Raw genomic sequence first — 20,642 nt, 5'->3', positions numbered from 1 at the left:
GTGAAACATCATGTGTGCGACACATTCGCAGGAAGATGTCCTGCGTCCTCTTTGGGGAGCGGCGTCGAGCCCCTCCCCTCCTCGCCGGCGCCGCTGGCAGCCGGCCTGATCCGCCGGAGCGAACCATTCTTTAAAAACCGTTCCATCTCGTGGTTCGAAGGCGCCTACTCCTCGTACAGCGCGCCGTTTGCGATCCAGTTCTCGATCATCTCGATTTCCCAGCTCAGCAGCCGGTCTCGCGGCTCTTGAGGCATGCGCTCTCCCTCGGTCTGGGAGGTGATACGCAAGAAGACCTCGCTCTCGGCGGGAACTCCCGGCTCGATCAAAGGCATCTCCCATTTCCTGCTGGTCACGTCTTGCAGGGCGTAGCGCACTTCTGCATTGGTGGCATCGACGTTGTGCGGGATGTAGAAGTTGCCCGCCCCGCGCCCACCGTGGCAGGCCCCGGAGGCGCAGTTTCTGCGGATGACGTCGGCCACGTTAGGGAACGTCGGTGGCAGTTGCGGGTCGCGCACGTCACGCACCGTCACGTCGCCCGAGGCGTCTGCCCCGGCGTCCGGCGAGGGGTCCGTGTCGTTGGCGGAGTCGCTACATCCGATCGCGCCGGCAAGCATTGCAGCGACCAGCGCGGCTACCATCCCTCGCGGCCTTCTCATGGGCTGATACATCGAGCCATGTCCACATTTGAGTGCGTCGTCATTCAATCGTCGTCTCAGTCACATCGATCCCAATCGCGTGACTTCATTCACTCGATGCCCATCATGGGCACCGAATCGTCCTCGAGATCTTCATCGGCCGGCATGAGCAAGTCGATCTTGCGCTTTGGCTCTTTGGTTTCCTTCGTCGAAGCAGAGGTCTTGGTAGCAGGCTTCGCCCCGGCCGAGGCTTTCGGCTTGCGTCCCTGCGAGCGCTCGACTTGGCGGGGCCGGGCCTTTGGGCGGTCTCGGCGAGCTCCTGCGGAGCCCCCGGCTTTCTGCAGCTTGGCCTGAATCCGCTCGTGATCGCCGACGGCCAGCTCGTAGGTCTCGGTCCACTTCTGGTAGTCGGCAACGCTCAACTCGAGGGTGTGCTCCCCGGGGGCGAGCCGGTGATCGATGGGCGTTTGACCGACCCGCTCCCCGTCGACCCACAGCGACGCGGCCGGCGTCGAGGTCACGGTCACCACGGGATAGCTCTCCAATTCTGCCAGGGCCTTCTTGGCGTCGGCGTGGTTGCCGTCCTGCTCGAGCACCTTGCGATAGGTCGCCATCGCCTCGTCGAACTGAGCATGCTCGCTTTGCTCGGCGGCCTTCTGCATCAGACGTTGCAAGTCGATCGCCACGCGCAGACGCGCCTCTTGTTCGAGCAACTCCGGGTTGCCTTTGCGCGAGTCTTTGGTGGAGTCGAGGATCATCTTGGCCTGGGCGTAGCTGCCCTTTTTGATGAGGGCGTCCACGCGGTCGAGCGCCTCGCGCGCGCTTCGAGCGGAGTCCTCCTGCTGCTGGGCCTGGGCCTGTTCGTCGGCCCCGTCGTTCTCGGCGCCCATATTCATGGCAGCGAAGCCAACGCCGAGCAGAGCGACGAGGCCGACGGCTGCCAACGCGATCTTGAGCTTGTTCGACGACGGGTCGGCGGTGGCCTGCTCGACATTCTCTTGGAGCAGGGGCTTCGAGATGACTCCGCTGTACTCGCCGGCCTGAGGCACCTGCCTGCTGCGGCTAGACGAGCCTTCGGTGGGGATATAAAACTCGCCGCTTCCCGGGCTCAGGTGGCGAGCGCCCGACCAAGGACTGGCAAAGATGTCTGAGGCGTCGACGGCGCCGCGCAACATCTCCTGGACCATGTTGGCGTTGCGGGGACGGTCGTCGGGATCCTTGCTCAGGCACACGTGGACCAGATCGATGACGTTCTTGGGGATATCGTGGTCGGCCGGCAGCACCTCCGACAGGTGCGGCGGGTCGGAGTGCACGTGCTGGTACAGCACGCCCATCTCACCGCCTTTGAACGGCTTTTCGCCCGACAGCATCTGGTAGAAGAGCACGCCCAGGGCGTAGACATCGGCGCGGGTGTCGACGTCCATGCCCAAGATCTGCTCGGGCGCCATGTAGGAGACCGAGCCGATGACGGTGTCTTTCTGGGTCAACTCCGCGCCGTCGCGGAGCAGTTTGGCCAACCCGAAGTCGAGGACCTTGACGAAGTTCGGCTTGCCCTGCTTCTCACAGAGCATGATGTTCGACGGCTTGAGATCGCGGTGGATCAGACCGCGGCGGTGGGCTTCTCCGACTGCGTCGAGGATCTGAATGGCGACCAGACCGAAGTCGGCCAGCACCATCGGCCCGGTATTCTTCATCACCTGACGCAACGTGCCGCCGTCGACGAACTCCATGACGATGTAGGAGAGCGTCCCCTCGTGGCCGAAGTCGTAGATGGTCACGATATTGGGGTGGTCGAGCTGGCTGAGACCCAGCGCCTCGCGCTCGAAGCGCTTGGCGTCGGATTCGTCGTTGAGGTCGGAGCGCCGAATGGTCTTGACGACCACTTTGCGGCTGAGCTGCTCGTGCTCGGCCAAGTAGACCACGCCCATGCCACCGACGCCGATGCAGCGTTTGACGAGATAGCGATCCGCGATCTTCCTGCCGATCAGTTGCTCGATATCGGCGTGCTGCGATTGAGACGACGTCGACTCGATCGGCTCGACTTCGACCGACGCCAACTCCTGCTCCCCCTCGGGACCCGACGGGGTGGAAACCTGCTCGCTGTCAGCTTCTGGGTGTGTCTTGTTGGCCATGGTCTGACTACCGCTGTTGGTCAGCCGAAGAGTCACTTCGACAGTGAGGTCGAGGTGTTACGGCGGCCTGGCGGCGCTGCGTCACCTATCGTGATTAAATGGGTGTTTTAAGTATGTAGGCCGCCCCGAGTCGGTGCGGTCGAGGATTGAAAGTCGGTCCATTATCAACCTGCCGCCACGCGCTGGCGCGACTTGGTGTTTAGAACTTCAGTTGCATCTGCACTCCGGCTCGGTCGGGGCCGAGTTGGGGAGCGATGGTGGCTCGAGTGTCTTGCTCGATCGGTTCGGCCGTTAGCCAGAAGTACACGCCGGTGGCAGCCAAAAGCCCGCCGGTGATGAAGAGGCTGTCCGAGATGATGGCGTAGGTATTGGCGTCGCTTTGCGAGGCTCGACGCGCCTCGGGCGTCGCCCCGTCGAGCACGTCGTCGCCGGACGAATGAGCCATGGCCATGAAGACCCCACCGCCAATCGCCGCCACAGTCCCCGATCCGAGCGTGATCCAGGTCATCGTGTAGTCGTACTGCGGCTCGGGCAGAGCCTGCGTCTGCTGGCCCACGCCGGCCTGTTGCTGCTCGGGTTGGGACTCGGCCTGCTCCCGCGACGCGGCCGCCTCTCGACCTGCGCGAGCTTCGGCCTCAGCTTTCTCAGCTTCTTCGGCTTTCTTGGCTTGTGCACGGTCGTCGAGGATCTCGCGGATGAGTTTCGAGCGCTTATTGGCGTGGCTTCGCGCCTTTAATTCCACGTTTGGCGCGTCGACAAACCGATCATAGTAAGCCAGCGCTTCTTCGAGATTACCGTGCTTCTCGAAAGCGATGCCGATATTGAACAGCAGCGTGGCGTCGGGCTTCATCGCGTACGCCTGCTTGAAGAGCTCGGCGGCCGCTTCGTAGTCCTGAGCCTTGAATTTGGTCTGACCCTGGCTGACCAGGTCGAAGAACTTGTCCTCGTCGAACGACGCCGAGCCTTCCTCGGCCGCCTCCGCCTGCTCGTCAGCTGCCTGATCGGTGCTGGACGCCTCTGGAGCGGCGTCTTGGGCCCAGATCGACGGACTCCATGCAAGGACGGTGGAAAGGCAAAGGGCTTTTAGTAGTGCGACGCGTCGGGAGGGATCGGTACATCGACGGCTCGTGGTCGCTTGCCGCGGCTCGTCCCACGATTTATGGAAGGTATGTCGAACGACGCCAGATGGGTTCTGCTTAAAATCTTTCACGGTCTCTACAACTCGACCTGCAAGATGAATCAGGCCTCAAAAAAACACGCTCTTCGAGGCAAATGTCGACTCTACGGTACGCTTAAAAGCGACAATAGACAAGTATTTCAATTCTTTTTTCACAGAAAATCCTGAATACTACGAGTTTTCAACGCTGCCTACCACCGCACTCACGGCGCTCCCCCTCGTAACGACGAGGCCTCCATGCTCATCGACCATACGTTTCGCCCCAACAATTTCGACGGATGGCGCCTCGACGTCACGCGCTACCACGATCCTGAATACTTCGATCCGTCTCGCAAGCCGGTGGTGATGATCCCGGGTTACGGGATGAACACCTTCATCTTGAACTTCCACCCCACCGGCCCCTCGATGATCGAGTACCTGTGCTCGAAGGGCTTCGAGGTGTGGGCGGCGAACCTGCGCGGCCAAGGCGACTCCCAAAAGGTGGGCGGCACGCTCAAGTACGGTTTTCGTGAGCTGGGGTTGGTCGACTTTCCGGTCGTGCTCGACCTGGTGCTCGAAGAGACGCAGACCGAGCCCGACGTCGAAAACGTCCACGCCGTCGGCTGTAGTCTGGGCGCCTCGGTACTCTACGGGTACCTGGCCCACCACCAGAAGAACCACCGGTTTGCCTCGCTCATCGCCATCGGCGGGCCGCTGCGCTGGGACGAGGTCCACCCGCTGGTCAAATTCGCCTTCCAGTCGCCCAAGGTCGCCGCTCTGGTGCCGATTCGCGGCACGCGCCTGCTCGCCAAGACCTTCTTGCCGATGCTCAAGAAGGTCCCCTGGCTGCTGTCGATCTACATGAACGCCGACCAGATCGACCTGAGCGAAGCCGACGAGATGGTCAAGACGGTCGACAACCCCAACCCGTACCTGAACGTGCAGATCGCCAAGTGGATCAACAACCGCGATCTCGTCGTCGACGGGGTCAACGTCACCGACGCTCTGGCCCACGTCGAAGACCTGTCGATCCTGTGCCTGCTGGCCAACTCCGACGGCATCGTGCCCGCCGGCGCGGCCAACAGCGTATGCAGGGTCGCCACCGGAAGCTGCTCGGATGTGCTCGTGGTCGGCGACGACGAAAATTGGTACGCCCATGCCGACCTGTTCATCTCCGAGAAGGCCCAGGAGACGGTCTTCGAACCGATGTCGAATTGGCTGACTGAGGTCGACTGATCTGGGGCAGCTTCTCGACCCGTGTGGTTGAGTGGTTGAGTGGTTGAGTGGTTGAGTGGTTAAGTGGTTGGTTGGCACGACGGGCAGTAATAGCTCGACCGACCACCGACCTTGGTACGCGCGAGCTCAGTTCCGCAGCGCGGACACGCTTCGCCTTCGCGGCCGTACACGTCGAATGGATTGTCGGCGCGGCTCTCCTCGAGGTAGACCACCTCATCGGCTTGTTCGACGGCGATGACGTGTTCGAGAAACTCGACGATGGTCTCGGCAAGTTCGTCGTATTGCTCGTCAGTCAGGTCTCCGCACTTGGCCCGCGGACCGAGTTGCATGCGCCACATGATCTCGATCGCCGCAATATTGCCCAGCCCGGCGATGACCTCTTGGTCCATCAACGCCGTCTTGAGCATGCGCCGCTCGGGTAGCAGCTCGCGCAGCTGCTCGCCGGAGATCTCCAAGGCATCCGGCCCCATCTTTTGGATGGGCTCGTACTCCTCGAATTCGTCCGGAGCGAGCAGCCGGACGGTGCCCAGTCGGCGCTGGTCCTTGAAGACGAGCCAGCCGGTGTCGTCTACCTTCCACGACAGCCTCGCGTACTTGGGCTCGGGCTCCTCGCAGCGCACGATCTTTCCAGTCATCCGAAAATGAACGATGAGCGTCGAGCCATCCTCCAGACGGACCACGGTGTATTTGCCGTGCCGGTCGATGCGCTCGGCACGCTGCTTCAGAGCCTCGACGAGCGCGTCGGGGTCGGTGTCGCGCAGCGGTTTGTCGTCGACCACGACGACTTCAGTGGCGGCGCGGCCCTCCCACCAATGAACGAGGTTTCGGCGGGTGATTTCTACTTCGGGTAATTCGGGCACTGGGTTTGAGTGGTTCAGTGGTTCAGTGGTTCAGTGGTTCAGTGGTCGAGTGATCGAGCTCGCAAGCGCAATCGAGAAGCTCTAGCGTAGAAGCCGATGGGCAAAGACGCCGCGAACCGGCGACATCCCGCAGCCAAGAAACCACTAAACAACTGAACCACTCAACCACTCAACCCTTACTCCTCGAACTTCTCCAAATTCTCTTTGAAGTTGCTCACCAACTCCTTGTCGCCGGCCTTCTTGGCCAACGGCAAGCCCTTTTGGAGCGCCTTCTTGGCTGCCTTCTTGTCACCGAGCTTCAACTCGGCCCGGGCCAAGCCGCTGTAGGCCCACGCTTGCGACTGGGGGTCGCCCTTGGCGTCTTCGATGAGCGCTTCGAGCGAGCCTTTGGCGGTCTTCCACTCCCTCTCTTCGAGCTGGAGTTGGGCGAGTTGGGTGCGCAGTTGCACGCGGGTGGCGCGCAGGCTGTCGGACTTGTCCTGCTCGGTGATGGCGATGCCCTTTTTGAAGGCGTGAGCGGCCTCGTCCTCTTTGTTCTTCATCTGACCCAAAATGATGCCGCGGCGCAGCATCGCATCGGAGGCGAGCGCGCGGTCGGGGGGCGTCTGCTCGAGCGACAGCTCGACGGCCTTGTTCAGGTGGTCGAGCCCCCCGGGCGCCCAGCCGTCGCGTCCGGCGGTGACGCCCACGCCGTAGTGGGTCGCGGCGAGCATCGCCGGGTTGGCCGACTTCTGCTTCTCGAGCTCCTCGAGCGCCTTTTTGCACAGGTAGTGCGCGCCGTTGGAGCGCAGGCTCATCTCGACCTGGCACAGGTTGGCGCGATAGGTGGCCACCGCCGGGGTGTCGTGGGTGCCGGGCACGCCGGTCTTCTCGAGGCGCTGGATCACCTTGGAGTACATCGCGCTGGCTTTGTTGAGCTGGCCCTGCGCGTGGTACAGCCCGGCGAGCTGGGCGTTCGAGCGCGCGGCGAGGTCGGGGATGCCGAGCTTGTCGAAGGTCTTGGCCGCCGCCGTGCACTTGTCCTCGAATTGGCTCCCCTTGCCAGCGCTCACGCCGAACTCGCACAAGGCGAGTTGGCTGCGGGCGATGAGATTCGGACTCTTGGTCTTCTTGGCCACCGACAATGCGCGCTCGTAGTGCTTCTGGGCGGCCGCCGCGTTGCCCTTGTGCATCTCGGACTGGGCGGTGAGCACCAGCGCGTCGACCAGCGCGGGCCGGTTATTCATGGCGCTGAACTTGCCGACCAGCCCCTCGAGGTACTTGTCCGCCTGGGCGTGCTGGCCCTGCTCCTGCAACAACTTGGCGATGCGCAGCCGGTTTCTGAGCTGCGCGGGCACGCTGTCGGCCTTGGAGAAGCTCTGCTGGGCGCGCTTCAACAACTCGAGCGCCTTGGCAGGATTGCCGCCCTGGGCGTAGAGCCCGGCGGTCTTGGCCAGCGCCGAGCCCACCGATAGCGGCGTGCCGGCGGCCTCGAGCTGCGCGATCGCCTTTTTATAGTCGGAGTCGGGCCCTGCCGGACGCCCGCGAAGCTGGCGCACCAGACGGTGGTTGAGCTTGCACAACGCCCCGAAGACCTCGTCGTTTTGCTCGGAGGTCAGGTTGATGCAGATTTTGAGGGTGTTTTCGGCCTTTCTAAGCTTACCCTGGCTTGCTTGGATATGGCCCTGAGTGAGCAACAGGCGGCCGACGGCCTCGTTCATCTTCAACTTGCGCGCACGCCTCAACGCGTCGTCCACGCGCTTGTCGGCCGCGGCGTAATCGCCCTGCTCCCACAAAAGGCTGCTCCACTCCAGCGCCGCTTGCGCCTTGAGGCGGCTGTCGTCGGGGGCCGTATCGTAGGCCTTCTTGTAGCTCTCGCGCGCCTGCTCCCACTTGCCTGCCTGATACTGCTTCTGAGCCGTCTCCAACAGGTCGAGGGCAGCTTTGTCGGCGTCGCCCTGCGCCTCCGACTCGGCGGCGGGCGCCTTTTGCTGTTGTTTACTGTCCTGAGCAAACGCGGGCGTGCCCGCGGCGAGCATCAAGCCAGCACCAATCCATGCCACAAGCTGTCGACGTACCTTCATTGCCATAGTCCTCTGCGCGGTTAGGCGTTGACGCAACTACTTTAACAAATTTGTGCGCTGGATGCGCGGGTACAAGTTGGATCTGGCTTTTATCGGTGGCCTTGCAGGGGCGCAACGCCTTCTACATAAGCAATTAAGGACATAAGGGTTGCGTATCGTGCCGAGCCTCCAACTCGCAGCCCCTATGTCCTTAGATGCCTATGTAGCTGGCGCAACGATCCCTGCAAGACATGCTCTTCGATTTACAAACACCCTACCCGCCCAAATTCTCGGTGGCCCAAAACTTCTGCCCATCGGTCTCGGCGAAATCCTCTTCGACCAGATGCACCAGGTGGGCGAGCAGGCTGCGCGCGGCCAACGGCCACACGTGGGCGGGGACGTCGTCGTACACCTCGGGGACGAGGTCGATGGGCGTGACCGACGTCGAGGCGCGCCTGAGCGCCTCGAGAATGCCGCGCTCGCGCTTCATACGGTGGGAGATATAGAAGTCGAGCCGCCCGCGCGGGTCGGTGATCGCCCAGCCGTGGGCCGGAAAGATGGTGCGCGGGCCGAGCTCGCGGATACGCCGCAGGCTCTCCATGTACTGGCCGACGTGGCCCTCGGGCGGGTTGATGACGATCGTCCCCTTCGAGGCGACCAGATCTCCGGCGATGACGCTCTTCGTGCGCTCGTGGAACAGGCACAGGTGGTCAGGGGCGTGACCTGGCGTGTGCAGGCAGGTCAACGTGTCCGGGCCGAGCTCGATCGCCTCGCCGTCTTCGAGCTCGCGGTCGACCGGCAAGTCCTTGAGGCGAGCGACCAGCTCGTGATGCGCCCAGACCTCGGCGTCGTAGCGCTCGACGAGGGCCGACACCCCGGAGACGTGATCGCGATGGTGGTGCGTGAGCACCACAGCGGCCAGCCCGCGCCCCTGCTCCAGGAAACCATCGATCGCGCCGAAGAGGAGCTCGAGCTCGGCGTCGTCGGCCGAGCCCGGGTCGATGACCACGAAGCGCTCGTCGCCCACAAAATAGCAGTTGGTATGCGTGGCCGGCGGGATGGTCGCCGTTTCGAGGGGCAGGACGCTCAGGCCGCCGACGATCTCCATGGGCGCGTCGCGCCTGTGGGCGTCGCGGCGCCGGTCGAGCTCGCCTGCGACCTCGTCGAGGGGCGTGTGCGCGAAGATGTCGAGCACGGCCACGAGCGGCGGCGTCATCGGCGCGCGCCCCGTGCTCCAGCGCTCGAGCGCGTCTTCGGGGCGAATCCACTCCGAGAAGGCGATCTCGTCGCGGTCGACTTTCTTATGGAGCTCGTCGACCCCGAGGCGCTCGCACTCTTCGTCGCTCAGGTGCAGCCAGAAAAACTCGGTGTAGAAATCCTCGTCGAGCCAACTCGGCGTACGCCAGCCGCCCAGGTGCGCGAGCCGACTCGCCTCGAAGTTGAGCCCCGATTCCTCGAAGAGCTCGCGGGTCGCCGCCGCGTAGAACTCCCGCGCGACGGCGAGCTCGCCCTCGTCGACGTCGAGGGGCGTCGAGTGATCTTCGCGCTCGACGCGACCGACGAAATACGAAAAGAAGCCGCCCATAAAGCCGGCATCGTGCGGCCTGCGCGCCCAGAAGAGTTCGAGCTCGCCGCCTGCGCCGCGCGTGAGGACGACGCCGGAGGTTTGGCTGGGTTCGCTAGATGACATACGACTCATGTGCCTCGTGCGAGCTTCGCGGCACCGAACACTCCGGCCTCGTCGCCCAACTCGGGGAAGCGGATCTCGAGGTCGTCGCGGGCGGATTCGAGCACCAGCGGGGGCACTTTGGTGAGCACGCGCCCGCGGAAATCGTCGAGGTTGTCGAGGATGCCGCCGCCCAACAGCAGTACGGCCGGGTTGAGCAGGGTGCAGGCGTTGGCCATCGTCAGGGCCAGGTAGTCGGTGGCCCTCTCCCACAGCTCGTCGAACGCCTCGTGGCCCTCTGCGGCGAGTTTGTCAGCCTCGAACAGGTCGGCAGTGATGGCCTCGCCGGGTCGGAGCACCGCGTCGAGCCCCTCGGGCTCGGCGATCTCGGCGGCCATCCTCTCGAGGTGGACACCGCCCGCGTACGCCTCGACGCAGCCGCGCTGCCCGCACCCGCAAAGCCGGCCGCCGGGCACGACCTTGGCGTGACCGATCTCGCCGGCCTTGCCGCCTGCGCCGTTGATGAGTTCGCCGTTCGACAAGATCGCCCCGCCCACGCCGGTGCCCACGTACACGGCCAAGACGTTGTCGGCGTCGGTGATCGCCCCTTTGCAATGCTCGCCCCACAACAGCGCGCTCAGGTCGTTGACGATGCGGATATCGAGCTGGCCGAAGTCCTCCTCGAGCTCCTCGCGGAGCATGTCGGCGAAGCGAATATCCCGCCAGCCCAGGTTGGGCGCGTTGATGATGACCGAGCCGGTCGCGTCGAGCTGGCCGGCGATGCCCACGCCCACGCTGGCGAGGCTCGCCGGGTCGACTCCGGCCTCGGCGCCGGCGTCCTCGAGCATGCGATGCATCGCCTGCCCGACCTCCTCGGGCGTCAGCGCCTCGCGCACACTCTCGCGCGCCTCGGCCAAAACCTGCCACGAATCATCGAAGAGACTGAGGCGAGCGTTCGTGCCGCCGATGTCGAAGCCAGCGTAGAAGGACATGGCAAGAGGGTGAAGAAGTGAAAGGGAGTGAAGAAGTAAACGAGTGAAAAAGTAAAAGAGTGAAGAAGTAAACGAGTGAAGAAGTGAACGGGTGAAGAAGTAAACGGGTGAAAAAGTAAAAGAGTGAAGAAGTAAACGGGTGAAGTCGGGCTACGTGCTGAACATGCCAACGCGTCCCACAAAGGCAATGGGGGAGTTTTGCTTCTTTGCTTATTTACTCTTTCGCTCTTTTACTCTTTCGCTGCCTCAACTCTTTCGCTCTTTCACTCTTTTACTCTTTCGCTCCTTTACTCTTTCGCTCCTTTACTCTTCTTGTGCTCCCTCACAACTGCCATCGCACGCCGGTCATGAAGAACAACTGCCAGTTGTAGGCGACTTGGTAGTTGCCCGGGTCGTTCGACGTGTTGAAGTCGTCGAAGCGCTCGACGGTGTTGTCGGCGACGAAGGGGTCCCACGTGGCGCGGAACTCGAGGGGGATGCTCAGTTGCGGGTTCGCCTGGTAGTCGAAGCCGAGCGCGACGGTGGCGCCCAGATGGGAGGTGGGCGTGGTGTGCAGCTTTTCGGGGCCGGGATCGACGATGGCCCCGCTCTGCAGGCCGAGCATCGGCTCGAGGCCGACGCCGAGGCGAAAGCCGCTGGCCGGGGTGTCGGCGGTGCCGCGGCGAAGGTGAACGAGCAGCGGCACGCGCAGCATATTGGCCTGCAGGGTGACGTCGCGCCGGTTGCCCGTCTCGGGATCTTGCTCGAAGCCCATCGCCGAGTGGCGACTGAAGAGCAGGCCGCCCTCGAACTCGAGCACGGCGCCCTGGGTCTCGACGAGGGGATAGTGAACGGTGCCGCCGACGAGAAAGCCCATGCCGTCGAAGGCCGAGCCGCTCAAAAGCGAGGGCTCACCGGCCGGATCGGACGGCTTGCTCAACAAGCTCCAGTTGCCGCCGACCTTGGCGCCCAGCGCCAACCCCTCGGCCTGCGAGGAGGCCGGCACGAAGACGCCGAAGGCGACTAGAAGGCCTGCGGCCAGAAGCTTGGAAAGGGCGTTGCTCATCGTCTCCTCCACTCGCCGCCTCCTGTCGCCAGTCGTGGGCGGCGGCGGCACCGTTACACTATCAGACCCGTGCGCGATCAGACGCGCTTGACGTCGACGCTCTCGATCACCACCTCGTTAACCGGGCGATCGGCGCGGCCGGTCTGCACCGAGCCGATCTTTTGGACCACGTCCATGCCGCCGACGACCTCGCCGAACACGGCGTGGCGGTCGTCGAGGTGCGGGGTGGCGCCCAGGGTGATGAAGAACTGGCTGCCGTTGGTGTTCGGCCCGGCGTTGGCCATCGACAGCTTGCCGGCCGAGTCGTGGCGAAGCTCCGGGTGGAACTCGTCCTCGAACTTGTAGCCAGGGCCGCCGCGACCGGTGCCGGTCGGGTCGCCGCCCTGGATCATGAAGCCGTCGATGATGCGGTGGAAGATGATGCCGTCGTAGTACGACCCGGTCGTCCACTCGCCGGTGCCCGGATCTTTGTACTCACGCTGACCGGTCGCCAGACCGACGAAGTTCGCCACGGTCTTCGGGGCGCGGTCTTCGAACAGCTTGACGTCGATGTCGCCGTGGTTGGTGTGCAGGATGGCGTGCAGCTCGCCATCGCCGGAGACGTAATCGGACGGGGTTTCGTCGAATTTCTTGAGGGTGCTCATGGGTGTGTCCTCTTGGGTTGTTGAGGTTGATACTTCCGAGTGTGGGGTAATGTGGCGTTTGTGGGGGCGTTCGTCAACTGGGGTGGTGGGCCTCTGCGGAAAGCAGGGCGTAGCTTCGCGGCACCCCCCATCCGTCTCGCGCTGTAAGGCGCGCGAGCCACCTTCCCCGTGGGGAAGGGCTGCCTTAGCACCTCTGAACCACGTAGCTTTCCGCAGGGACATCCCTTCCCCTGGGGGAAGGTGCCGAGCGCGCGGTGTAGCGCGAGGCGGATGGGGGGCGCCAAAAAGCTACGCCTTCAATGCCCTAAATCATCAAATCCCAGTCATACATCACACCCGTAAAGAACCCGAAGTTCCCCAGATACTCGCCGTTATAGAACAGCAAGTAGCTCCCGTCGTCCTGCTGGCGCGGGTCGACGCGGGCGTTGAAGGTCTCGTCCCAGCCCAGGTTGTAGCCGGCGCGCACTTCGATGGGGATGCGCACCTCGCCCAGGTCGATCTCGATGCCGGTGGTGATTTGCAGCAGCGTGTAGCTCGACTCCTCGATGCGGTTGCGCCGCTCGTACTCGCGCTCGAAGGGCTCCACGGCGCGGTCGTCGGTGCGGTAGCTCAGGTCGCTGTCTTGCTGCAGGACGAACTCCAGGCCGAGCCCGAAGAAGGGCTTAATCATCTCGGTCTTGGCGTTGACCTTGAGCAAGAGCGGGATGTGCAGCGCGCTGGTCTCCTGCTCGGAGTAGATGCGCCCGAGGTTGGTGTTCGAGGTGGCGTGCTCTTTGTCGAGCCAGCCGGTGGCGTGGTCCTGCGAGTAGTAAAAGCCGGTCTCCAGCCCCAGCACCTCCCAAGCACGCGCCTCGAGCGCGAGCCCGGCGGCGGCGCCGACGCCGAAGGCGCCGAAGAACCCGGAGACGTCGTCGCGCGCGCCGTAGCGCGTCCACTGCTCGGGGGTCAGGTTGGGCACCTCGGTGACCGCGGACATCGCCGCGCCTCCTTTGATGCCCACCGACAGGTCGACGCGAGTTTTCGATTGGGCCGATGCGGTGCTCGTAAAGGCGAGGCTGGCAGCAATCAGGCAGACGAGGGACAGCAAGCGAGAGCAATTCATGGCAACTCCACCGGGGACAGCAACACGTCAATTGGTGGGGTGTTGATACCCGAAATTGGGTGGATTTGCCAACGGTGGGTCGTGCTGGAGTCCCTTGCTGGCTGAGGGGGCCCCTCCGGCGGCTATGGCTACGCCACGCCGCCACCTCCCCTGGTCCTGAAAAGCGGCCTGGGGAGGGGGATTGCACCTATGAACCACTTTCCTTGCCTGCAATCCCCTTCCCCAGCGCGTTTTCCAGCGCATGGGGAAGTGCCGAGCGCTGTCTGCGAGGCTAAGGGGACCGCTCGAGAGGCAAGGGCGCTCAAAGCTCCCGCCCCCACAAAACCCGCCCCAACCCACCGAGCGCGAGCAACAGAACGATGAGCGGCATCCCCGCCTCGGACGCCCCGCCCGGGCCGGCGCAGCCGCCCGACGCGGCCGTCTGGGCGCGCGCCGAGTCCTCGCCGGACGCCGGGAGCATCGACGACTCGTCGTCGTTTTTGTCCCTTTTGGGTTTCGCTGGTTTGGTTTTCTCGGGATCGTCTTTCTCTGGCGACTCGGCGCCCGTCGAGGGCAAGACGTCGCCCACCGGCTTGTTGTACTTGGCGACGTCCTTCTTCAAACCGGCGACCTTCTTCTCCTCGACGTATTTGGACAGCGCCAGCTTCGACTTGGGGGCGTCGAAGGCGAGGTCTTTGGCGGCGTCGGCCTTGGCCTTGCCGCGGCCGCCCGGCCCGCCCCAGATGCCTCGGCGCGGGTTTTCGCAGTCGACGTCGCCCGCCCAGTGATTGAGCTTGATATAGCGGCCCTGGAAGTTGTTGACGTTGGCCTGCTTCGAGCCCTTCTCGCTGAATGTGCCCTCGGCGCCCTGGGGCATGCCGCGGCCGCCGACGATGGGCTTGGCCTTCTTGAAGACGAGGTCTTTGCCCAGCGTGTGCTTGTTGTAGCGGGCGTGCAGGCGAGTGACGACCCAGTTTTGGTGGACGACGCGGCGTCGCGGCGCGGGCGCGACACTCCCCGATTTTTTACGCGCCTCCTCACGTTGCTCGGCCGCCTTGTCGAGCATCGCCGCGGTCAGCACGTCGGCGCCCAAGGTCATCAGGTCCTTGTTGCGAAGCGGCGGGCCCGGGCACGGGTCGCAAGTCGACGTCCTCCAGCTGTACTCGGTGACCACCGCCTTGGGATTCTCCTTCAAGACGTTGTCGAACAGCTCGTTGTAGAACCCGCCGAAGTTCTTTTTGGCCTTCTCGTTGACCACCACGTTCGTCGGGATGGTCACGTTCGGGTAATTCGCCACCTCGTAGCGCTGGCCCTTGGCGAGCACGAAGGCGATGAGGTCTTGGACGCCCTTCGAGTTGATGAGGCCCAGCCGGACCGGCAACACGAAGTCGTCGCTGTCGTAGTGGAAGCGAATCGGCGACAACACGGCCTCGCCGTCCTCGAACTTGACCTTTTTGACGTCGACCTTGGCCACAAAGAAGTACTGGCCGTTTTGGATATACGGCTTGAAGTACGGGGCGGCGCCCTTGGGGATATTGTACTTATTCTGTTTGAGCCACTTCTCGAGCGCGGTCGACTCGGTCGAGCTCAAGATGGCGATATCGTACTCGCCGACCTTGAACTGCGCGTGGACCTTGACCTTCGCCTTGGCCGGCACGCTGAACTGCATGCCCGCGCTGCCGCGACCGCTACTGCCAAGATCGAGCAACAGGCTGCCTTTCTTCTTCCGAACTTCACACGGGTCGCGCTCCCAATACTCCACGAGCCTCGGCGCGGTGAGTTGGTCGAGGCGGGCGAAGACGTCGTCGGGCAGCGTCTTGACCTGCTTTTTCTCGAGCACCACCGGCACGGGCACCACCATCGCGAAGTCTTTGGGCGGGCCCTCGTAATTGTTCTGCATGGAGAGCACCGTGCGCTTTCCCTCGCGCATCAGGCTGACCATGGTGGCGTTGTTGTACAGGTCGGCGTTGGCGCCGGAGACGTAGAAGCCGCAGAAGGCCGAGGCGGTGGTGGGCAGGAGGAGTGAAACGACGATGATCGTCAAAAAAGCTGTAGAGATCCGACAAGTCCAACTCATTTCAACCCTCCAATGATTTGTAGTTCGCGGAGCGGGGGCTTGCCCCCAGCGGAGCTCGCCCCGTTGTTTGGGGCGCCCGTGCAGCCCCACGGCTTGCCGTGGGGTACACCGTGCGCCACCTGAACTCCGTACCAACTTTGATTTTCACAATTCGGCAATATTCGTCGCGGCGAATTGGCCATGCCGAATATTGCATTTGCGGCCGTATTTGCCGATGCGCAACGTCTTGTTGGCGGTCATATGTGATTTTCGGCGTCAAAACCCCACGGCAAGCCGTGGGGCTGCACCGGCAAGGGCTCCGCTCGGGGCTTGCCCCGGCTCCGCGGATGGCGATCACTCCCGCCGCCACAAGATTTTTCCGAGCCCACCGAACGCGAGCAGAAGCACGACAAACGACAGCCCGGCCTTCGACTCTCCACTCGGCCCAGCACACCCGCCGGTGCCCGAGCCACGCGGGTGGCGCACTTCGCCGCCCGAGCCGTCCTTAGCCTTGTTCCCGTCGTTGCCGTTACCGTCATTTATCTTGCCATCGCCCATGCCGCCGGACTTCGTATCGACGACCGGAAAGAGATTACCGACCGGCTCGGAGTAGTCCTTCGTGGGGAATTTGAGGCCGGGGACGTTCTCCTCCTCGACGTATTTGGCGAGCGCGTAGTCCGACTCGGGCTTGTCGAAGGCGATGTCGCCGGCGGCCTGCGAGCGCGCCTGGCCCTGGCCGTTGGGTCCACCCCACACGCCGCGGCGAGGGTTTTCGCAGTCGACGGCGCCTTCCCAGTGGTTGAGCTTGATGTAGCGGCCCTGGAAGTTGTTGACGTTGGCCTGCCGGGAGCCCTTCTCGTGCATCATCCCCTCGGCGCCCTGCGGCATACCTCGGCCGCCGATGATCGGCGGGGCCTTTTTGAAGACGAGGTCTTTGCCCAAGGTGTGCTTGTTGTAGCGGGCGTGCAGGCGGGTGACGACCCAGCCGCGGGTATTCATGCGGGGCGGTGGCTGCACGAAGCGGCGTCGGCGACGCTGGCCGGGAGGGTCGTTCGACGACGACGGCTTGGAGGCTTGGCCGTCGATGACGTCGGCGCCCAGGCTCAGGATGTCGTTGGGCCGCAGCGGCGGGCCCGGGCACGGGTCACAGGTCGAGGTCGCCCAGCTATACTCGGTGACGACCGCTTTGGGGTTCTCCTTCATCACGTTGTTGAACAGCTCGTTGTAGAAGCCGCCGAAGTTCTTTTTGACCTCCTCGTTGACGATGATGTTCGTCGGGATGGTCACGTTGGGGTAGTTGGCGACCTCGTAGCGCTGGTTTTTGCCGAGCACGAACGCGATCAGGTCTTGCGCGCCCTTCGAGTTGATGAGCCCCAGGCGCACCGGCAGCATGAAGTCGTCGCTGTCGTAGTGGAAGCGCAGCGGAGACAACACCGCCTTGCCGTCCTGGAACTTGACCTTCTCGACGTCGACCTTGGCCACGAAGAAGTACTGGCCGTTTTGGATATACGGCTTGAAGTACGGGGCGGCGCCCTTGGGGATATTGTACTTGTTCTGGTTGAGCCAATCCTCGAGTGCGGTCGACTCGGTCGAGCTCAAGATGACGATATCGTACTCGCCGACCTTGAACTTGGCGTGGACCTGGACCTTGGGCTTGGACTTCTTCGCCGAGCTTCGCCGCGAGCGCGAAGACATCTCGCCTGCAATGTCCTGGGATTCATAGTAGTGACGCTTCGGCGGCTTGTAGCACGGGTCCCGCTCCCAGTACTCGACGAGCCTCGGCGCGGTGAGCCGGTCGAGGCGATTGAACACGTCATCCGACAGCGTCTTGACCTGCTTTTTCTCCAACACCACCGGCACGGGCACCACCATCGCGAAGTCCTCGGGCGGCCCCTCGTAGCTGTTCTGCATGGCGAGCACGGTGCGCTTTCCCTGGCGCATCAGGCTGACCATGGTGGCGTCGTTGTATAGGTCGGCTTCGGCGCCCGAGACGTAAAACCCGCAGAAGGCGTCAGCGTCAGCGGGAGCGGCGAAGGTGACGAAAGTCGCGGCGATGAACGCTACGACGGCGGCATGAGCCCGGTGGGTCAGATCCATTTACATCCTCCGTAGACAGAGTCGGTCGTGGGTTACGACCGGTACTAACGCGTTGGGGATGATTTAGATCTAACATGAGGTGAGGTTTTCGGGTAGGGTCGCAGCTCTACAAGTCCTCGCTCCCCGAAGATTCCGCCGCCTTCGCCTCTCGCCACTTTTTCCAAAGGAAGAACGCGGCGAGCAGGACGACGGGGATGCTCACCGCCTGACTCGTCGACAGCCCCAGAATCGTGCCGCGCTGGTCGGCGCGCAGGAACTCGACCATGAAGCGCGCGATCGGATAGAGCACGGCGAAGGTCAAGAAGACCTGCCCGTCGAATTTCTTGTTGGGGCGCACCCAGAAGTACGTGACCAAGAAGATGCACAGCGCGTACAGGCTCGACATGAGCTGGGTGGGGTACACCAGCAGGCTCGCCTTGATGCCCTCGTGCCACTGCGTGTTGAGCGCGTCGTAGTGGTTGTCGAAGTGGTGCTGGTAGGCCAGCGAGCCCTGCGGGAAGCGCACGCCCAGCCAGTCGATGTGGCAGACGTCGCCGAAGCAGCAGCCGGCGGCCAGGCAGCCCAAGCGGCCCATGAACAGCCCGAATGGGATGCCGTAGCCGCCAAGGTCCAAGATCTTCCAGGTGTCCCAGCCGTTCTTCTTGATGAAGTACCAGGCCACCGCGACCGTGCCGATGAGCGAGCCGTAGATGGTCAGGCCGCCGGCCCAGAATTTGAGCCAGCGAAACGGGTCGCGCTGCGGGTAGCACAGCCCGTCGGCCACGTTGCACACCGCGCCGATATCCATGCCCGCTTGCTGGTCGGCCAGGCATTGCTCGTTGGCAAAGCAGGCCGCGCCGCTGGCCAACTCGCGGCCGTCGAGCTTGAAGGGGTCGGTGATCAGGTGGACGTAGTCCCAGAAGAGGCCGTCGGCGATGACGTGCATGAAGCGTGCGCCGAGCACGCCGACGATGAGCATCCAGATGGCGAAGTCGACGAACTTGTGCCGCTCGATGCCCATCTTCTCGGCGTCTTTCTGAGCGAGGTAGGCCGCGCCCAGAAAGCCGATCATGATGGCGGCGAAATACGACGGGATGGTGAAGTGCAGCGCGCCGTCGAGGCCGATCCAGGAGCTGTCGAATAAGGTGGGGAACATCGGAGGCCTTCGAGAGTTGAAGCGTGCTATTTGAGCGGACAAACTACAATTTTGGGGTCGTTCTATCCAACGTGTGTCGAAGGATCGTTCCAACCGACGACCGAGGTCGCTGACACGACCCTCAAATTTGTAGTTTGTCTGCCTAAATCTGGAGTTTCGCCATCTTTTCAGGCGGCACTCCTTGAGTTGGCGCGTCTAGTATGCTCAGCGATTAGTAGGTACGTGGCATAAGTGGTCGAAATGAAAATAAGAAGGGCTTGGAGGTGGTTGCTAGGGTTGCGTACACCAAGCAGTCCAACCGTCCAAGCCCTGGCTCGACAATGGCCTCTATCAAAGCCCTCATCGAGATGTTTCGACCGGCCTTCAGCACCCCGACTTACGACAACTTTAGTTACCTGATGTTGGCCTGGATCCGATGTGAATCTAGGCGATGCATCAGTAACCTGTTGCGCGCCGGCCGTTTTATGCCGGGGCTGAGGATGAAACCGGACGGTGAGCCCAAACATTTCTCGATATTCTATCGGTTCTTTTCGCGGGCCAAATGGAGCCTGGATGAGCTCGGCCATCTGCTGGCGTTGGCTTTGAAGGCCCGACTCGGACAAACGGTGTATGTGCTTGTGGATGATACTGTTTGCCGGCGCACTGGGCCCTTTGTGATGGGCGCCGGAATCCATCGAGACCCGATGCGCTCGACCCTCACCGGCAAGAGGGTGCGCAAGTCGGCATTCTGCTGGGGTCTTCAATTTGTGACGCTGGCAGTTTGGGTCCCGGTCGGTTTCATGCACAGCGGCGGCATCGCCGTTCCGTTGCTGTTTCGTCTGCACCGCACCCGTAAGCTGTGTCCGCCTGAGGCCTATTGCAGCCGCCCCCAGCTTTTTGCCGAGATGCTCGCAGTCTTGAGAAGCTGGTGGCTCGAGGCCCATTTTGTCGTCGTGGGCGACAACGACTACGTCAACAGGACCGTTTTTTCGGCCCTGGACGATAACATGGAGATGGTCGGCCGATTCAAAGCCAATGCAGCTCTCTTTGATGCCAAGGTCGAGCAAACGCCGGGGCCGGGACGCCGACGCATCTGGGGCAAGCGGCTCCCATCGTTGGCCGAGCTCGCTGAGGATCCCCAGCTGCCGTGGAAAGAGCAAATCCTTTACATCTATGGTCAACAACTGCAGCTTTGGATCAAAACATTTGAGGCTCAGTGGAAGAGCGCCGGGAAGGATCGCGTGCTGACCGTCGTCATCACTCGCGATCCGAGCGGACGACTCGAAGATAACTACTACTTTCGAAGCCGGCCGGGCTGCTCGGGCCCCAAAGTCCTGATTCCGCAGAGCCTGCGGTGGTCGCTGGAGAGCTGCTACCGTGACTGCAAGCAGTACATGGGCATCGAGGAGGTCCAAAACGGATTCGCTCAAGGAGACGAACCTGCAGATTCGACGATCCACGGGCCCAAGGCTCCTATCGAGCGGCGGCCGATCGCCTCGGAGCGCACGGTTCCATTCGGAATGCTGTGCTACAGCTTTGTGGTGCTGTGGTATCTCGACCATGGTCAGCCGCTCAAAGACATATGGTGGGCGCGCTATCTGGCCCCGTGGTATCCGCACAAAGTGACAATCAGTTTCGTCGACATGCTCCAGGCATTTCACCGCCAGATGGAGCAAGAACAATTATGGCAAACCCGGTCTGACGACCGGGTTTACGAAAAACAGACAACTCAACTGGCCCGACACGCGCCGCCAGGGGCCGATGGGGCTCGCAAGGCGGCCTGAAACGGCCTACCTTCGGCCCAATTTACGAGGGCAAGATGCCCTCGCACCGAAGAAAACGCCGACAAATTCGGCGAAACTCCAGCTAAATAGCGCTTCGAAGAA

General features: G+C 62.9%; 15 protein-coding genes. 2 read left to right on the top strand and 13 right to left on the bottom strand.

Translation table 11 applies throughout. From position 1 onward, the window contains the following. Positions 1-164: 164 nt before the first annotated feature. The 3 genes from FIV42_RS15075 to FIV42_RS15065 all read right to left on the bottom strand — a co-directional run bounded on the left by FIV42_RS15075 (position 165) and on the right by FIV42_RS15065 (position 3,977). Positions 165-638 (bottom strand): c-type cytochrome domain-containing protein, encoded by a 474-nt coding sequence (locus tag FIV42_RS15075; protein WP_141198491.1) that lies wholly within the window; start codon positions 636-638, stop codon positions 165-167. 107 nt (positions 639-745) lie between these two features. After that, a complete protein-coding gene (locus FIV42_RS15070; protein ID WP_141198490.1) occupies positions 746-2,767 on the bottom strand; it encodes a serine/threonine protein kinase in 2,022 nt (673 codons plus the stop codon). 199 nt (positions 2,768-2,966) lie between these two features. Continuing rightward, the gene (locus tag FIV42_RS15065) at positions 2,967-3,977 is read right to left on the bottom strand and encodes a tetratricopeptide repeat protein (RefSeq protein WP_168210664.1); all 1,011 of its coding nucleotides are present in this window, start codon (positions 3,975-3,977) and stop codon (positions 2,967-2,969) included. A gap of 204 nt (positions 3,978-4,181) precedes the next feature. Here FIV42_RS15065 and FIV42_RS15060 point away from each other — a divergent pair, with 204 nt between their 5' ends. Next, on the top strand, positions 4,182-5,159 hold the full coding sequence (locus FIV42_RS15060; RefSeq protein ID WP_141198488.1) for an alpha/beta hydrolase: 978 nt from the start codon (positions 4,182-4,184) through the stop codon (positions 5,157-5,159). A gap of 59 nt (positions 5,160-5,218) precedes the next feature. Here the strand turns inward: FIV42_RS15060 and FIV42_RS15055 are convergent, their stop codons facing one another. The 10 genes from FIV42_RS15055 to FIV42_RS15010 all read right to left on the bottom strand — a co-directional run bounded on the left by FIV42_RS15055 (position 5,219) and on the right by FIV42_RS15010 (position 18,777). Further along, the gene (locus FIV42_RS15055) at positions 5,219-6,019 is read right to left on the bottom strand and encodes an Fpg/Nei family DNA glycosylase (RefSeq protein WP_141198487.1); all 801 of its coding nucleotides are present in this window, start codon (positions 6,017-6,019) and stop codon (positions 5,219-5,221) included. A gap of 176 nt (positions 6,020-6,195) precedes the next feature. After that, the gene (locus FIV42_RS15050; protein WP_141198486.1) at positions 6,196-8,082 is read right to left on the bottom strand and encodes a tetratricopeptide repeat protein; all 1,887 of its coding nucleotides are present in this window, start codon (positions 8,080-8,082) and stop codon (positions 6,196-6,198) included. A gap of 253 nt (positions 8,083-8,335) precedes the next feature. Beyond that, positions 8,336-9,751, bottom strand: a complete 1,416-nt coding sequence (locus tag FIV42_RS15045; RefSeq protein ID WP_168210663.1) for an MBL fold metallo-hydrolase — start codon at positions 9,749-9,751, stop codon at positions 8,336-8,338. Between the two features lie 5 nt (positions 9,752-9,756). Then, positions 9,757-10,719: an ROK family protein gene (locus tag FIV42_RS15040; RefSeq protein ID WP_141198484.1), complete on the bottom strand. Its 963-nt coding sequence runs from the start codon at positions 10,717-10,719 to the stop codon at positions 9,757-9,759. A 322-nt stretch (positions 10,720-11,041) separates the two neighbouring features. Beyond that, positions 11,042-11,764 carry an outer membrane beta-barrel protein gene (locus FIV42_RS15035; protein WP_141198483.1) on the bottom strand — a complete coding sequence of 241 codons (723 nt, stop codon included), beginning with the start codon at positions 11,762-11,764 and terminating at the stop codon, positions 11,042-11,044. A gap of 77 nt (positions 11,765-11,841) precedes the next feature. Then, positions 11,842-12,408, bottom strand: coding sequence for a peptidylprolyl isomerase (locus FIV42_RS15030; protein WP_141198482.1), 567 nt, complete (start codon positions 12,406-12,408; stop codon positions 11,842-11,844). A 304-nt stretch (positions 12,409-12,712) separates the two neighbouring features. After that, positions 12,713-13,510, bottom strand: coding sequence for an outer membrane beta-barrel protein (locus FIV42_RS15025; RefSeq protein WP_141198481.1), 798 nt, complete (start codon positions 13,508-13,510; stop codon positions 12,713-12,715). A 301-nt stretch (positions 13,511-13,811) separates the two neighbouring features. Further along, the gene (locus FIV42_RS15020; RefSeq protein ID WP_141198480.1) at positions 13,812-15,566 is read right to left on the bottom strand and encodes a DUF2330 domain-containing protein; all 1,755 of its coding nucleotides are present in this window, start codon (positions 15,564-15,566) and stop codon (positions 13,812-13,814) included. A 333-nt stretch (positions 15,567-15,899) separates the two neighbouring features. Further along, positions 15,900-17,642, bottom strand: a complete 1,743-nt coding sequence (locus FIV42_RS15015; protein WP_141198479.1) for a DUF2330 domain-containing protein — start codon at positions 17,640-17,642, stop codon at positions 15,900-15,902. A gap of 106 nt (positions 17,643-17,748) precedes the next feature. Further along, complete coding sequence (locus FIV42_RS15010; protein WP_141198478.1) at positions 17,749-18,777, bottom strand: prolipoprotein diacylglyceryl transferase; 1,029 nt, start codon at positions 18,775-18,777, stop codon at positions 17,749-17,751. A 320-nt stretch (positions 18,778-19,097) separates the two neighbouring features. Here FIV42_RS15010 and FIV42_RS15005 point away from each other — a divergent pair, with 320 nt between their 5' ends. Further along, positions 19,098-20,540 (top strand): IS701 family transposase, encoded by a 1,443-nt coding sequence (locus tag FIV42_RS15005; protein ID WP_146983763.1) that lies wholly within the window; start codon positions 19,098-19,100, stop codon positions 20,538-20,540. Positions 20,541-20,642: the final 102 nt, after the last annotated feature.

Source organism: Persicimonas caeni (genome assembly GCF_006517175.1).
GTDB classification, from domain to species: domain Bacteria; phylum Myxococcota_A; class Bradymonadia; order Bradymonadales; family Bradymonadaceae; genus Persicimonas; species Persicimonas caeni.
Note: the sequence above shows the minus strand (reverse complement) of the source record. Positions and strands in the feature narration are given on the sequence as shown.

Excerpts from the sequence above, each read along its gene's own strand:
- FIV42_RS15005 (WP_146983763.1), top strand. The coding sequence starts at position 19,098 with ATGGCCTCTATCAAAGCCCTCATCGAGATGTTTCGACCGGCCTTCAGC.
- FIV42_RS15025 (WP_141198481.1), bottom strand. The coding sequence starts at position 13,510 with ATGAATTGCTCTCGCTTGCTGTCCCTCGTCTGCCTGATTGCTGCCAGC.
- FIV42_RS15010 (WP_141198478.1), bottom strand. The coding sequence starts at position 18,777 with ATGTTCCCCACCTTATTCGACAGCTCCTGGATCGGCCTCGACGGCGCG.
- FIV42_RS15040 (WP_141198484.1), bottom strand. The coding sequence starts at position 10,719 with ATGTCCTTCTACGCTGGCTTCGACATCGGCGGCACGAACGCTCGCCTC.
- FIV42_RS15045 (WP_168210663.1), bottom strand. The coding sequence starts at position 9,751 with ATGTCATCTAGCGAACCCAGCCAAACCTCCGGCGTCGTCCTCACGCGC.
- FIV42_RS15050 (WP_141198486.1), bottom strand. The coding sequence starts at position 8,082 with ATGAAGGTACGTCGACAGCTTGTGGCATGGATTGGTGCTGGCTTGATG.
- FIV42_RS15015 (WP_141198479.1), bottom strand. The coding sequence starts at position 17,642 with ATGGATCTGACCCACCGGGCTCATGCCGCCGTCGTAGCGTTCATCGCC.
- FIV42_RS15035 (WP_141198483.1), bottom strand. The coding sequence starts at position 11,764 with ATGAGCAACGCCCTTTCCAAGCTTCTGGCCGCAGGCCTTCTAGTCGCC.
- FIV42_RS15075 (WP_141198491.1), bottom strand. The coding sequence starts at position 638 with ATGGTAGCCGCGCTGGTCGCTGCAATGCTTGCCGGCGCGATCGGATGT.
- FIV42_RS15030 (WP_141198482.1), bottom strand. The coding sequence starts at position 12,408 with ATGAGCACCCTCAAGAAATTCGACGAAACCCCGTCCGATTACGTCTCC.
- FIV42_RS15020 (WP_141198480.1), bottom strand. The coding sequence starts at position 15,566 with ATGAGTTGGACTTGTCGGATCTCTACAGCTTTTTTGACGATCATCGTC.
- FIV42_RS15070 (WP_141198490.1), bottom strand. The coding sequence starts at position 2,767 with ATGGCCAACAAGACACACCCAGAAGCTGACAGCGAGCAGGTTTCCACC.
- FIV42_RS15060 (WP_141198488.1), top strand. The coding sequence starts at position 4,182 with ATGCTCATCGACCATACGTTTCGCCCCAACAATTTCGACGGATGGCGC.